Genomic DNA, 12,734 nt, shown 5'->3' with positions numbered 1-12,734 from the left:
GAGTGCCACCGCGCGCCCCATCATCACTTCACATGCCCCCGGTCCAGCCGAACCGGTGACACCACAGGTGAGTTCGCCCACAACGGCCCCTGGTGGAGGAGCGACCCGGGGTTTTGCGCCTTACGCTCGACGCACCGCACGAGCTCCGTCGCCCCATTTAACGATCATTCGTTCCACTTGACGATCATTCGTTCCACGATCCGTCCCCCGGACCTCACCCGGTACTTCTCGGTTTCCCGCCAGCGGAGGTTTCGCCTTCATGAAGCTCACCGTCGTCGGCTGCTCGGGGTCGTTCCCGTCCGCGGAATCGGCCTGCTCGAGCTACCTCCTCGAGGCCGACGGCTTCCGGCTGCTTCTCGACATGGGCAACGGCGCCCTGGGCGAGTTGCAGCGCCACTGCGGTCTCTACGACCTCGACGCGATCTTCCTGAGTCATCTGCACGCCGACCACTGCATCGACATGTGCGCCTACTTCGTCGCGCGCTACTACCGGCACGACGGCGGCCGCTGCGACCCCATCCCGGTCTACGGCCCTGAGGGCACGGAGCACCGCCTGACCACGGCCTACGCCGACACCCCGTCGGCCTCCTCCATGAGCGAGGTCTTCGACTTCCACACGGTCAAGCCGTCCACCTTCGACATCGGCCCGTTCACCGTGCACACCGAACGCGTGGCGCACCCGGTGGAGGCGTACGGCATCCGCGTCGAACACGGCGGCAGGTCGCTGACCTACTCCGGCGACACCGGGATCAGCCCCGCGCTGGAGGACCTCGCCCGCGACACCGACCTCTTCCTGTGCGAGGCCGCCTTCACGCACGGCAAGGAGAACATCCCCGACCTGCACCTCAACGGCCGCGAAGCCGGCGAGACGGCGAGCAGGGCGGGCGCGAGGAAGCTCGTACTGACCCACATCCCGCCGTGGACGGACCCCCGGGTCAACCTGGCGGACGCCCGCGCGGTGTTCGACGGCCCGGTGGAACTGGCCGCGCCACGGGCGACGTACGAGATCTAGATCCACCCCATGCACACACCACGCAGAAGGCCCCCGGAGCGGTTCAGGGCTCCGGGGGCCTTCGCATGTCCTGCGCGGGCGTGGCGCGCGCCTACGCCTTGGTGAGGTCCTCGACCTCCTCCTCGGGCTCCCGGCCCGGGGTGGGGAGGTTCCACCTGATGATGGCGAAGCGGAAGACGCCGTAGTAGATCGCCGCGAACACCAGGCCGATCGGGATGATCATCCAGGGCTTGGTGGCCAGGTTCCAGTTGAGGAAGTAGTCGATCGCGCCCGCCGAGAAGCTGAAGCCGTGGTGGACACCCAGAGCCCAGGTGACGGCCATGGACAGGGCTGTCAGGACCGCGTGGATGACGTACAGCACCGGCGCGATGAACATGAACGCGAACTCGATCGGCTCGGTGATACCGGTGACGAAGGAGGTCAGCGCGAGCGACAGCATCATGCCGCCGACAGCCTTGCGGCGCTCGGGGCGGGCCGTGTGGGTGATGGCCAGGGCGGCGGCCGGAAGCGCGAACATCATGATGGGGAAGAAGCCCGTCATGAACTGGCCGGCGGTCGGGTCGCCGTGGAAGAAGCGCGGCAGGTCACCGTGCCAGACGGCACCGGAGGAGTCCTTGAACGAGCCGATCTCCTGCCAGGCCACCGTGTTGACGAACTGGTGCATGCCCACGGGGAGCAGCGCACGGTTGACGGCACCGAAGATGCCCGCACCCACAGCGCCGAGTCCGGTCATCCACTCGCCGAAGTTGGTGATGACGTCGCCGATGGGTTCCCACACCAGGCCGAAGAGGACACCGACAGCGGTGCCGATGAAGGCCATCAGGATCGGGACCAGTCGGCGGCCGTTGAAGAAGCCCAGCCAGTCGGGCAGCTTGGTGCGGTGGAAGCGCTGCCAGGTGACCGCGGCTATCAGGCCCATGATGATGCCGCCGAAGACCTTGGGGTCGTTGTAGGTGGCGGCGACGTCCGCGCCCTTGGTGATCTGCGCGTCGGTGATCGGGAACGCGGTCAGCACGTTCTTGTAGACGAGGAAGCCCACCAGCGCGGCGAGGGCGGTCGAGCCGTCGGCCTTCTTGGCGAAGCCGATGGCTATGCCGACGCAGAACAGCAGCGGCAGGTTCGCGAAGACGGCGTCACCGGCAGTCGCGAACACCTTGGCGACCTTGTCCCAGCCGAGGCCGTCCTTGCCGAAGACGTCGTCCTGGCCGAGTCGCAGCAGGATGCCCGCCGCCGGCAGCACGGCGATCGGGAGCTGAAGGCTGCGGCCGACCTTCTGAAGCCCCTGCAAAAGGCCGGAGCCCCATTTCTTCGAGGGGGCCGCCGTGGGCGCGGTGGCGGTGCTCATAGACTTCCTCCATCGGGTGGTGGTCTACACCACTCAGTGGTGTAGACCATGTTGTAGCACGATGAAGGTGGCATAAGGAACCCACGATTCCCGTAATCGTGGTATTACGCTCAGCTACGCCCGAGAACCGCCCGGCGACCGCCCGGCTACGCCTTCGTGACGTCCTCCCGCTCTTCCTCCGGCTCTCGCCCGGGGGTCTTCAGATCGAACTTCGTGATCGCGAAACGGAAGATCGCGTAGTAGACGACGGCGAAGCTCAGGCCGATCGGGATGATCGCCCACGGCCGCGTCGCCAGGTTCCAGTTGATGACGTAGTCGATGAGCCCGGCGGAGAAACTGAAACCGTCGTGCACCCCCAGCCCCCACGTCACCGCCATCGACGCCCCCGTCAGCAGGGCGTGTACCGCGTACAGCAGCGGCGCGACGAACAGGAACGAGTACTCGATCGGCTCGGTGATGCCGGTGACGAACGACGTCAGCGCCACCGACAGCATCAGCCCGCCGACCTCCTTGCGGCGCGACGGCCTCGCACAGTGCGTGATCGCCAGCGCCGCCGCGGGCAGCGCGAACATCATGATCGGGAAGAACCCGGAGGTGAACTGACCCGCATCCGGGTCGCCCTGAAGGAACATGTTGATGTCGCCGTGCACCACCGTGCCGTCCGGCTTCGTGAAACTGCCGAACTGGAACCAGATGGGCACGTTCAGGAACTGATGCAGACCGATCACCAGCAACGCCCGGTTCGCGACACCGAAGATGCCCGCACCCCACGCGTCCAGCCCGTCCAGCCAGTCGCTGAAACTCTCCAGGGCGTCACCGATCGGCGGCCAGACCCACAGACACAACGCGGCGAACGCGATCGCCACGAACGCCATGATGATCGGCACCAGCCGCCGCCCGTTGAAGAAGCCCAGCCAGTCCACCAGCTTCGTGCGGTGGTACCGCTGCCAGAAGTACGCCGTCAGCAACCCGATGACGATCCCGCCGAAGACCCCCGGATTCTGGTACGCGAAGGCCCCCACCGTGTTGTCGGTCGCCTGGCACCCGATGTTCGGGATCACCTTCGAACCGGGCTCGCAGTCCTCCGGGAACTGCCGCAACACGTTGTAGTAGACGAGGAAACCCGCCACCGCCGCCAGCGCCGTCGAACCGTCCGACTTCTTCGCCATGCCGATGGCCACACCGATGCAGAACAGCAGAGGCAGCCCGAGCGAGCCGTCGAGCAGCGCCGCCCCCGCACCCGCCATCACCTTCGCCACGTTCGTCCAGCCCAGCCCGTCGTCCCCGAACACATCAGGCTGGCCGAGCCGGTTGAGGATGCCCGCGGCCGGCAGCACCGCGATCGGCAGCTGAAGACTGCGCCCCATCTTCTGGAGACCCTGGAACGCGGTGTGCCAGCGCTGGCGTGCCGGGCTGATCTCGGTCCCGGCGCTCTCGGCACTCATCGTTTGGCGACCGCCTGTCAGGTGGTGTAGACCAGCTACGGACGATTGGGTTGCTGCGACGTCATCACTGACGTCATCCTTCGGCACACCCGGCACAATCGCTCGCGAAGTTGGGCCAACTGTGGGTTACTGCGAAAAAGCGGTTCAGATCGCGGTTCGCATCAGGGAATTCAGGGAGACGGAACATGGCCACCAAGGCTGAGAAGATCGTCGCCGGACTCGGCGGCCTCGACAACATCGAAGAGATCGAAGGCTGCATCACCCGGCTGCGCACCGAGGTCAACGACGCCTCGCTCGTCGACGAGGCCGCCCTGAAGGCCGCCGGCGCCCACGGCGTCGTCAAGATGGGCACCGCGATCCAGGTCGTCATCGGCACCGACGCCGACCCCATCGCCGCGGAGATCGAAGACATGATGTGAGCCTTCGCGCTCACCTCTGAGTACTCACTCTCGAGGGGCTCCTCCCGCCACCGTGGGAGGAGCCCCTTCCGCAGGTACGGCTAGGCTCAGCGCCATGTCTCGAATCGACGGCCGCACCCCCGAACAGCTCCGCCCCGTCACCATCGAACGCGGCTGGAGCAAGCACGCCGAGGGCTCCGTCCTCGTCTCCTTCGGCGACACGAAGGTCTTCTGCACCGCCTCCGTCACCGAAGGCGTCCCCCGCTGGCGCAAGGGCAGCGGCGAGGGCTGGGTCACCGCGGAGTACTCCATGCTCCCCCGCGCCACCAACACCCGTGGCGACCGCGAGTCCGTCCGCGGCAAGATCGGCGGCCGCACCCACGAGATCTCCCGCCTCATCGGCCGCTCACTGCGCGCGGTGATCGACTACAAGGCGCTGGGCGAGAACACCATCGTCCTCGACTGTGACGTCCTCCAGGCCGACGGCGGCACTCGTACGGCGGCCATCACCGGCGCGTACGTCGCGTTGGCGGACGCCATCACATGGGCCCAGGGCAAGAAGCTCATCAAGGCCGGCCGCCGGCCGCTCACGGGAACGGTGTCCGCGGTCTCCGTCGGCATCGTCGGAGGAGTCCCGCTCCTCGACCTCCGCTACGAGGAGGACGTCCGCGCCGAGACCGACATGAACGTCGTCTGCACCGGCGACGGCCGCTTCGTCGAGGTCCAGGGCACCGCCGAGGCCGAGCCGTTCGCCCGCGAGGAACTCAACTCCCTGCTGGACCTGGCCGTTCTGGGCTGCACGGAACTGACTGTCCTCCAGCGCACGGCACTTGATACGGTCCTCGAAAAGTAAAGGGAACACCAAGAGGGACGGCGGGTGCGAGCAACCGGCCCGCCCGCCGAGACGTCTTGGCCAGTACACCAACGGGGGCCTCCTGGGCCTGACAAGGGGAGGAACACACTTATGTCCACGGCCGCGAGCCGACGCCCGAAGAGGCGTCGCCGTACCGTCATAGCCACCGCCACGGCGGCCGTCGCCCTCACCGTGGGACTGACGGCGACCGGCTGCGACGCAGTCAACAAGGCCCTGGACTGCGTCCAGACCGCCGACTCCATCGCCGACAGCGTCACCGACCTCCAGCAGGCCGTGGAGAACGCCGCGAACGACCCCACGCAGACGGAGGAGTCGCTGACCTCCATCGAGAACAACCTCGACAAGATAGGCGACAAGACGGACAACACCGACGTCAACAAGGCGGTCGACGACCTCCAGGCAGCCGTCGCCAACGTCCGCACAGCCGTCGAGAACGGCGACAACACCCCGGACCTCAGCCCCGTCACGGACGCGGCGGGCGAACTGACGAAGGTCTGCACCCCGTAGGAGACGCCGGGCGGAACTGGGGATACTGGGCGCATGACCCGCCTGATCCTCGCCACCCGCAACGCCGGAAAGATCACCGAACTGAGGTCGATCCTCGCCGACGCAGGCCTGCCCCACGACCTCGTCGGCGCGGACGCCTACCCCGACATCCCCGACGTCAGGGAAACCGGCGTCACCTTCGCCGAGAACGCGCTCCTGAAGGCCCACGCCCTCGCGCAGGCGACGGGCTTCCCGGCCGTCGCCGACGACTCGGGTCTCTGCGTCGATGTGTTGAACGGCGCCCCGGGCATCTTCTCGGCCCGCTGGTCGGGCAAACACGGCGACGACCAGGCCAACCTGGACCTGCTCCTGGCCCAGCTCTCGGACATCGCCGACGAACACCGAGGCGCCCACTTCGCCTGCGCCGCGGCCCTGGCCCTCCCGGACGGCACGGAACGCGTCGTCGAGGGCCGCCTCACCGGCACCCTCCGCCACACCCCGACCGGCACCAACGGCTTCGGCTACGACCCGATCCTCCAGCCGGACGGCGAGACCCGCACGTGCGCGGAACTGACCCCGGCGGAAAAGAACGCGATCAGCCACCGCGGCAAGGCGTTCCGGGAATTGGTTCCTGTGGTCCGGGAGCTGCTGAGCTGAGACACGTGAGAAGGGCCGCCCGGCCGGGCGGCCCTTCTCATTGGCGTGCGGCCGGTGGGACTCGAACCCACACGGGTGTGAACCCACTGGGACCTAAACCCAGCATGACTGCCAAATTCCATCACGGCCGCTCAAAAACGGTCATCGTGCTCGACCGGCGGCACTCAGTGTACGGGCCTCCCGGCTCACCCGGCGAGTGGGACTCTGCCCTTCCGGCGCCACCACGTCTCCGTCGGCGCATGGCAATTGGGGCACAGACAGCGCAGGTGCAAGGTGAGGTTCAGACGGGAGGCGGCGCGCCGTACGCGCCGGTGATCGGTGTCGTTGACGTCCATTCGGACAGTCACGTCTGAAACGTGAAGCGGCCCGTGTCGGAGTGTTTCGACGCGGGCCGCTTGCCGGCGGAAAGGGGACTCAGATGCCCAGGTCCTTGATGATTTTGGCTACGTGGCCGGTGGCTCGGACGTTGTACAGGGCTCGTTCGACCTTGCCGGCCTCGTCGACCACGATCGTGGAGCGGATGACGCCCATGTACGTCTTGCCGTAGTTCTTCTTCTCGCCGTACGCGGCATAGGCCTCGGTGACGGTTTTCTCGGGGTCGGCCAGGAGGGTGACCTTCAGGGACTCCTTGTCGCGGAACCTGCCCAGCTTCTCGGGGCTGTCGGGGGAGATGCCGATGACGTCGTACCCGGCGCCGGTCAGGAGTTCCAGGTTGTCCGTGAAGTCGCAGGCCTGCTTCGTGCAGCCGGGGGTAAGCGCGGCCGGGTAGAAGTAGACGATGACCTTGCGGCCCTTGTGGTCCGACAGGGACACCTGGTTGCCGTCGGCGTCGGGGAGGGTGAAGGCGGGGGCCACGTCCCCGGGCTGGAGTCGCTCGCTCATCGGGCCAGCGTAACCGGGGGTCCTGACAGTGCGGCGGCGGGCAGAGCTGACAGACTGTCCAGAACAAGACACAGCTGACTTCGGAGGCCTTACCGTGGCGGAGACGTCGGACACCAGAACCCCGGCGCAGATCGAGGCGGACATCAGGGCCCGCCGCGAGGTGCTGGCGGAGACGCTGGACGAGATTGGGGTGCGGGTGCATCCGAAGACCATCGTCGGCGACGCCAAAGCCAAGGTCGTCGCCAACGTCGATCACACGCTCGGGAAGGCCTACGTCCAGGTCAACCGTGCCGTGAGCGAGGTCCGGGCGCAGTTCGTGGACGAGGAGGGCGCGCCCCGGCTGGAGCGGGTCGTGCCGGTGGCGCTCGTGGTGGTCGGCGTCGTGGGGCTGCTCGCGTTCAGTGGACGGCGCCGCAAGGGCTGATCCCCTGGCACTCCTCGCGTGCTCCCCGGGGTAGGTTCAGTGGTGTGAGCGCCAAGAGAGACGACCTGAGTACCACGCACGACAAGCTGCCCATCCGGATGCTGCACGACCGTGTGCTCGTGAAGCAGGAGACCGGCGAGGGTGAGCGGCGTTCGGGTGGCGGCATTCTGATTCCCGCCACCGCGGCCGTCGGTCGCCGGCTGGCGTGGGCCACGGTCGTCGCGGTGGGGCAGAACGTGCGGACCGTGGAGCCGGGGGACCGGGTGCTGTACGACCCCGAGGACCGTGCGGAGGTCGAGGTGCGGGGTGTCGCGTATGTGCTGATGCGGGAGCGCGATCTGCACGCCGTGGCGGCCGACCGGTTCGAGGGCTCGGAGGACTCGACCGGTCTGTATCTCTGATCGGCCTGTATCTCTGATCGGGCTGTACCTCTGATTTAGTCGGCATAAAGGGCTGGTGACCATCGTCACCAGCCCTTTTGTCGTTCCTTTGCTACGTTTGGAAGGAGCCCGACGAGACGCGCCGTACCGGGACGCAGGAAAAGACGACGCATCGCTGTGTCAGTGCGTTCGCGTTCGCGTCTCGGAGGTGGCCCTCATGGCCTGGGTTCTGCTCGTCGTCGCCGGTCTGCTGGAAGTCGGCTGGTCGATCGGGATGAAGTACACGGACGGGTTCACGCGGCTCGTCCCGAGTCTGTTCACCGGCGCCGGCATCGTCGCCAGCATGCTGCTGCTGTCGTACGCCGCCCGTTCCCTCCCCATCGGTACCGCCTATGGCGTGTGGGTCGGGATCGGGGCGGCGGGGGCCGCGGTGGTCGGCATGGCGGTGCTGGGTGAGCCGGCGACCGCAGCCCGGATCTTCTTCGTGTGCCTGCTGCTGGTCGCCGTGGTGGGGCTCAAGGCGACCAGCGGTCACTGAGGGACTCGGGGCACGTCAGTCCCAGCCGGTGGCCGTCAGCTGGGGGCCGGTCGTCGTGCCCACCGTGTTGCCGGTGTCTCCGGTCGCGCCTTCGGTGGTGCCGGTGGAGGTGCTGCCGTCGGTGGTGCCGGAGCTGGTGCCCGAGGTCGTTCCGCTGGTCGCCGTGCCGCCGTCGGTGGTGCCGGTCGACGTGTTGCCGGTGGTCGTGCCGCCGTCGGTGGTGCCGGAGGTGGTGCTTCCGGTGGTGCCGCCGGTGGTCGTGCCGCCGTTCGTCTGCCCCTGGGTCTGGCCCTGCGTCTGGCCCTTGGTGGCGTCGGTGTCCGGCGAGCTGCCGTCGGTCTCGTCGGCGGAGGGCTCGTCCTCGGAGGGCGGGGCCGAGGGGTAGGCGGACTGCTCGCCGCCCTCCTGGATCTGGAGGTTGAAGTCCGTGGCCGGTTCGCCCTTCAGGGCGTTCTTGGTGAACTGGGCCCAGATCTCGGTGGGCGCGCCGCCGCCGTTGATGCGGGGCAGACCCATCGCGCCCTTGAGGGACTTGTGGGCGGCGGTCTCCGGGTCCTGGCCCATGACCGCGACCACGGTGGCGAGGTCGGGGGTGTAGCCGGCGAACCAGGCCGCGGTGTCCTCCTCGGCGGTGCCGGTCTTGCCTGCGGCGGGCCGGTCGGCGGCGAGGGCGGCGGTGGCGGTGCCGTTCTGGACGACGCTGCGCAGGACCGAGGTGGTGGTGTCGGCGGCCTCGCGGCTGACGACCTGGGAGGACTTCTGCTCGGGCAGGTCCACCACGTCGGAGCCGTCCTTGGTGACCTTCTCGATCAGGGTGTACGTGCCGTGCTTGCCGTGGTTGGCGAGGGTGGCGTAGGCCTCCGCCATGTCCAGGACGCTGGCGTTGGCCGTGCCGAGGGCGATGGAGGGATAGGGCTGGAGGTCGGGGGTGTCGGTGGGCAGGCCGAGCTCGATCGCGGTCTGCTTGACCTTCGCGGGGCCGACGTCGACGGCCATCTGCGCGTACACCGAGTTCACCGACTTGTCGGTGGCGGTGCGCACGTCGATGTTGCCGTAGTTGACGTAGTCCTCGTTCTCGGGGGCGTAGGTGCCGCCGGTCCAGCCCTGGATGGGGCGCTTGTTGGTGCCGTCGTAGATCGTGTTGGGGGTGATCTGGCGGCCGTCCTGGGTGGTGGAGTCGTTCTCGACGGCCGAGGTGAAGACGAACGGCTTGAAGGTGGAGCCGACCTGGAAGTCCTGGCGGGTGGCGTTGTTCGTGTACTGCTTGACGTAGTCGATGCCGCCGTACAGGGCGAGGACCTTGCCGGTCTTGGGTTCGACGGCGGCGCCGCCCGCGCGGACGTAGGTGTCGACCTTGCGGTTCTTCTTGTCGAGCTTCTTCATCAGCTTGTCGTTGACGGCGTCGACGAAGGCGTCCTGCTTCTTCTTGTCGATGGTGGTGGTGATGCGGTAGCCGCCGGCGTCGAGTTCGTCCTGGGTGACGATCTTGTTGTCGCGCAGGTAGTCCTTGATCGCGTTGACGAGGTAGCCGCGCTGCCCGGACATGCCGGTGTCGGCGCCGGAGGTCTCCTTGACCGCGGGGAACTTCATGCCGGTGCGCTGGGACTCGCTGAGCCAGCCCTTGGTGACCATGCCGTCGAGGACGTAGTTCCAGCGGGACTCGGCGGCGGCCTTGTTCTCGGGGTGGGCGATGATGTCGTACTCGCTGGGCGCGTTGACCAGGGCGGCGAGGTAGGCGCCCTGGGCGGGGGTGAGCTTGACGGCCTCGACGCCGAAGTAGGCCTTGGCGGCGGCCTGCATGCCGTAGGCGTTGCGGCCGAAGTAGCTGGTGTTGAGGTAGCCCTCGAGGATGTCGTCCTTGGAGGTCTCGCGGTCCAGCTTGATGGAGATGAAGAACTCCTTCACCTTGCGGGTGACGGTCTGTTCCTGCGCGAGGTAGTAGTTCTTCACGTACTGCTGGGTGATCGTGGAGCCGGACTGCTTGCCCTTGCCGGTGGCGGTGTTCCAGCCGGCCCGGAGCATCGCCTTGGGGTCGATGGCGGACTCGGTGTAGAAGTCGCGGTCCTCGGCGGCGAGGACGGCGTGCTGGGCGTCCTTGGAGATCTGGGCGAGGTCGACGTTCTCGCGGTTGACGGTGCCGTCGCGGGCGATCTCGGTGCCGTCGGCGTAGAGGTAGACGTTGGACTGCTTGGTGGCGAGCGCGTTGGCCGGCGGGATCTTGACCATGGAGTAGCCGAGGAAGAAGAGTCCGGCGAGCACCACGACGCCGAGGACGAACGTGCCGAGCACCATCCGCCAGGTGGGCAGGATCCGTCGCCAGCCGGTGCGCTTGGGTCGCTTCATCTTCTTGCCCTCCTCGCCACTTCCTCCGTCACCCGCCTCGGGTGCTCCGGGTGCCGAGCCCTCGGTGGGCTGCTGCGGCTGTGGCTCGTCACTCATGTGTTGCTGGACTCCTGTTTCGCGTCGTACGTTCCCGTACGCCTCGTACGCCTTCTGCGTCCCCTGTTGAAGACTCTCGCACCAAGCGTTCCGTTCCCGACAATCGGCGCGCGTTCGGTCACACCTCGTGCCCGGAAAACGCGTGGCACGCGGCCGGAGCGGCGCACTAGGCTCCTGCGCTTCGGTGTCGAAGAGGGCACGAAGGGTGACTAGCGGGCGAGGAGGACGGTTGCCTTGGGATCGGCGCGGTTGTACGCGGCCGTCACGGCGGGGGGTTTCAGAAGGTACGCGACCTATCGGGTGGCGACGGCCGCGGGGGTGTTCACCAATACCGTTTTCGGCCTGATCCTCGTCTACGCATATCTGGCGTTGTGGGACGAGCGGCCGCACCTGGGGGGCTATGACCAGGCGCAGGCGGTCACCTATGTGTGGCTGGGGCAGGCGCTGTTCGCGACGCTCGCGATCCAGGGCGGCGGTTTCGAGACCGAGTTGATGGAGCGGATCCGTACGGGTGAGGTCGCCGTCGATCTGTACCGGCCGGCCGATCTCCAGGCGTGGTGGCTGGCGAGTGACCTGGGGCGGGCGTTGTTCCAGTTGCTGGGTCGTGGGGTGCTGCCGTTCGTCTTCGGGGCGTTGTTCTTTCCGACGGCGCTGCCCCACGATCCGGTGATCTGGCTGGCCTTCGCGGTGACGATCGCGCTGGCGATGGTGGTCAGCTACGGGATCCGGTTCCTGGTGGCGCTGAGCGGGTTCTGGCTGATGGACGGCACGGGTGCGGTGCAGGTGCTGATGGTCACCGGGATGTTCTTCTCGGGGATGGCGCTGCCGCTCAACGCGTTTCCCCAGCCGCTCGGTGACATCGTGACGTTGCTGCCGTGGTCGGCGTTGTTGCAGATGCCCGCGGACGTGCTGATGGGGCGGACGGATCCGTTGTTCGCGTTCGCCTTCCAGGCGGGTTGGGCGGTGGTGCTGCTGGCGGTGGGCCGGCTGGTGCAGGGGGCGGCGACGCGGCGGGTGGTGGTGCAGGGTGGGTGAGGGCGGCCGGCTGGCGGAGGGGTTGCGGGCCTATCGGCTGATCGCCGGGATGTGGATCCGCTCGACGCTGGCCTACCGGGTGTCGTTCGTGCTGACCGTGGTCGGTGGTCTGCTGGTGACCGGGCTGGACTTTGTCGCGATCTTGCTGATGTTCTCGCAGGTGGACGTGCTCGGCGGCTACACGCTGCCAGAGGTCGCCTTTCTGTACGGGTTGTCGGCGACGTCGTTCGGGCTCGCGGACCTGTCGATCGGCTCGGCGGGCCGGCTGGGCTCGCGGGTGCGGGACGGCACGCTCGACACGCTGCTGGTGCGGCCCGCGCCGGTGCTGGCCCAGGTCGCCGCGGACCGGTTCGCGCTGCGCCGGGTCGCCCGGCTGATCCAGGGCACGCTGGTGCTGGGCTACGCGTGTGTCGCGCTGGATGTCGCCTGGACGCCGGTGAAGGTGGCGCTGGTGCCGGTGATGCTGGTGTGCGGCGGGGTGATCTTCTCGGCGGTGTTCGTGGCGGGCGCGGCGTTCCAGTTCGTGGCGCAGGACGCGTCCGAGGTGCAGGCCGCGTTCACGTACGGCGGTCAGACGCTGCTTCAGTATCCGCCGACCGTGTTCGGCAAGGAGCTGGTGCGCGGGGTGACGTTCGTGCTGCCGCTGGCGTTCGTCAACTGGGTTCCGGCGGCTCATGTGTTGGGGCGGCCGTATCCGTTGGGGCTGCCGGAGTGGGCGGCGTTCGCTCCGCCGCTGGTGGCGGCGGCGTGCTGTGCGGCGGCGGGGCTGGCGTGGCGGGCGGGGCTGCGGACGTATCGGAGTACGGGGAGTTGAGGGCG

At 67.9% G+C, this 12,734-nt stretch carries 14 protein-coding genes, 1 tRNA gene and 1 riboswitch; of the genes, 10 read left to right on the top strand and 5 right to left on the bottom strand.

The features are described 5' to 3' along the window. Positions 1 to 259: 259 nt before the first annotated feature. Complete coding sequence (locus G9272_RS18085; RefSeq protein WP_171397549.1) at positions 260 to 1,012, top strand: MBL fold metallo-hydrolase; 753 nt, start codon at positions 260 to 262, stop codon at positions 1,010 to 1,012. Between the two features lie 91 nt (positions 1,013 to 1,103). Here G9272_RS18085 and G9272_RS18080 read toward each other — a convergent pair whose 3' ends face one another. Beyond that, a complete protein-coding gene (locus G9272_RS18080) occupies positions 1,104 to 2,357 on the bottom strand; it encodes a PTS transporter subunit EIIC (RefSeq protein ID WP_171397548.1) in 1,254 nt (417 codons plus the stop codon). A 146-nt stretch (positions 2,358 to 2,503) separates the two neighbouring features. Continuing rightward, entirely contained in the window at positions 2,504 to 3,802 is a 1,299-nt protein-coding gene (locus G9272_RS18075) for a PTS transporter subunit EIIC (protein ID WP_171397547.1), read from the bottom strand. Positions 3,803 to 3,987: 185 nt separating this feature from the next. On the opposite strand from G9272_RS18075, the gene G9272_RS18070 reads away from it, so the two are divergent. The 4 genes from G9272_RS18070 to rdgB all read left to right on the top strand — a co-directional run bounded on the left by G9272_RS18070 (position 3,988) and on the right by rdgB (position 6,217). Then, positions 3,988 to 4,221: a glucose PTS transporter subunit EIIB gene (locus tag G9272_RS18070; protein ID WP_020132213.1), complete on the top strand. Its 234-nt coding sequence runs from the start codon at positions 3,988 to 3,990 to the stop codon at positions 4,219 to 4,221. Between the two features lie 94 nt (positions 4,222 to 4,315). After that, positions 4,316 to 5,053, top strand: coding sequence for a ribonuclease PH (gene rph / locus G9272_RS18065; protein ID WP_171397546.1), 738 nt, complete (start codon positions 4,316 to 4,318; stop codon positions 5,051 to 5,053). A 111-nt stretch (positions 5,054 to 5,164) separates the two neighbouring features. Next, entirely contained in the window at positions 5,165 to 5,581 is a 417-nt protein-coding gene (locus G9272_RS18060) for a hypothetical protein (RefSeq protein ID WP_171397545.1), read from the top strand. 33 nt (positions 5,582 to 5,614) lie between these two features. Then, on the top strand, positions 5,615 to 6,217 hold the full coding sequence (gene rdgB / locus G9272_RS18055) for an RdgB/HAM1 family non-canonical purine NTP pyrophosphatase (RefSeq protein ID WP_171397544.1): 603 nt from the start codon (positions 5,615 to 5,617) through the stop codon (positions 6,215 to 6,217). 46 nt (positions 6,218 to 6,263) lie between these two features. On the opposite strand, the gene G9272_RS18050 is transcribed toward rdgB, so the two are convergent. Together G9272_RS18050 and bcp are read right to left on the bottom strand one after the other, a co-directional pair. Further along, positions 6,264 to 6,348: transfer RNA gene (locus tag G9272_RS18050), tRNA-Leu, on the bottom strand. Positions 6,349 to 6,631: 283 nt separating this feature from the next. Then, positions 6,632 to 7,099, bottom strand: coding sequence for a thioredoxin-dependent thiol peroxidase (gene bcp, locus G9272_RS18045; protein ID WP_171397543.1), 468 nt, complete (start codon positions 7,097 to 7,099; stop codon positions 6,632 to 6,634). A gap of 94 nt (positions 7,100 to 7,193) precedes the next feature. Here bcp and G9272_RS18040 point away from each other — a divergent pair, with 94 nt between their 5' ends. From G9272_RS18040 to G9272_RS18030, 3 genes are all read left to right on the top strand, one after another. Then, positions 7,194 to 7,523 (top strand): DUF3618 domain-containing protein, encoded by a 330-nt coding sequence (locus G9272_RS18040; RefSeq protein ID WP_171397542.1) that lies wholly within the window; start codon positions 7,194 to 7,196, stop codon positions 7,521 to 7,523. Positions 7,524 to 7,621: 98 nt separating this feature from the next. Beyond that, on the top strand, positions 7,622 to 7,924 hold the full coding sequence (locus G9272_RS18035; protein ID WP_394641133.1) for a GroES family chaperonin: 303 nt from the start codon (positions 7,622 to 7,624) through the stop codon (positions 7,922 to 7,924). 85 nt (positions 7,925 to 8,009) lie between these two features. Next, positions 8,010 to 8,077: riboswitch (guanidine-III (ykkC-III) riboswitch) on the top strand. Between the two features lie 43 nt (positions 8,078 to 8,120). Then, positions 8,121 to 8,441: a DMT family transporter gene (locus G9272_RS18030; RefSeq protein WP_171397540.1), complete on the top strand. Its 321-nt coding sequence runs from the start codon at positions 8,121 to 8,123 to the stop codon at positions 8,439 to 8,441. 15 nt (positions 8,442 to 8,456) lie between these two features. On the opposite strand, the gene G9272_RS18025 is transcribed toward G9272_RS18030, so the two are convergent. Further along, positions 8,457 to 10,880, bottom strand: coding sequence for a transglycosylase domain-containing protein (locus G9272_RS18025; RefSeq protein ID WP_171397539.1), 2,424 nt, complete (start codon positions 10,878 to 10,880; stop codon positions 8,457 to 8,459). A 234-nt stretch (positions 10,881 to 11,114) separates the two neighbouring features. Between G9272_RS18025 and G9272_RS18020 the strand changes: the two genes are divergently transcribed. Together G9272_RS18020 and G9272_RS18015 are read left to right on the top strand one after the other, a co-directional pair. Further along, positions 11,115 to 11,915 carry an ABC transporter permease gene (locus G9272_RS18020; protein ID WP_171397538.1) on the top strand — a complete coding sequence of 267 codons (801 nt, stop codon included), beginning with the start codon at positions 11,115 to 11,117 and terminating at the stop codon, positions 11,913 to 11,915. 49 nt (positions 11,916 to 11,964) lie between these two features. Beyond that, positions 11,965 to 12,729 (top strand): ABC transporter permease, encoded by a 765-nt coding sequence (locus G9272_RS18015; protein WP_253268212.1) that lies wholly within the window; start codon positions 11,965 to 11,967, stop codon positions 12,727 to 12,729. Positions 12,730 to 12,734: the final 5 nt, after the last annotated feature.

The organism is Streptomyces asoensis (assembly GCF_013085465.1).
In the GTDB taxonomy this organism is placed as follows: Bacteria; Actinomycetota; Actinomycetes; order Streptomycetales; family Streptomycetaceae; genus Streptomyces; species Streptomyces cacaoi_A.
Note: the sequence above shows the minus strand (reverse complement) of the source record. Positions and strands in the feature narration are given on the sequence as shown.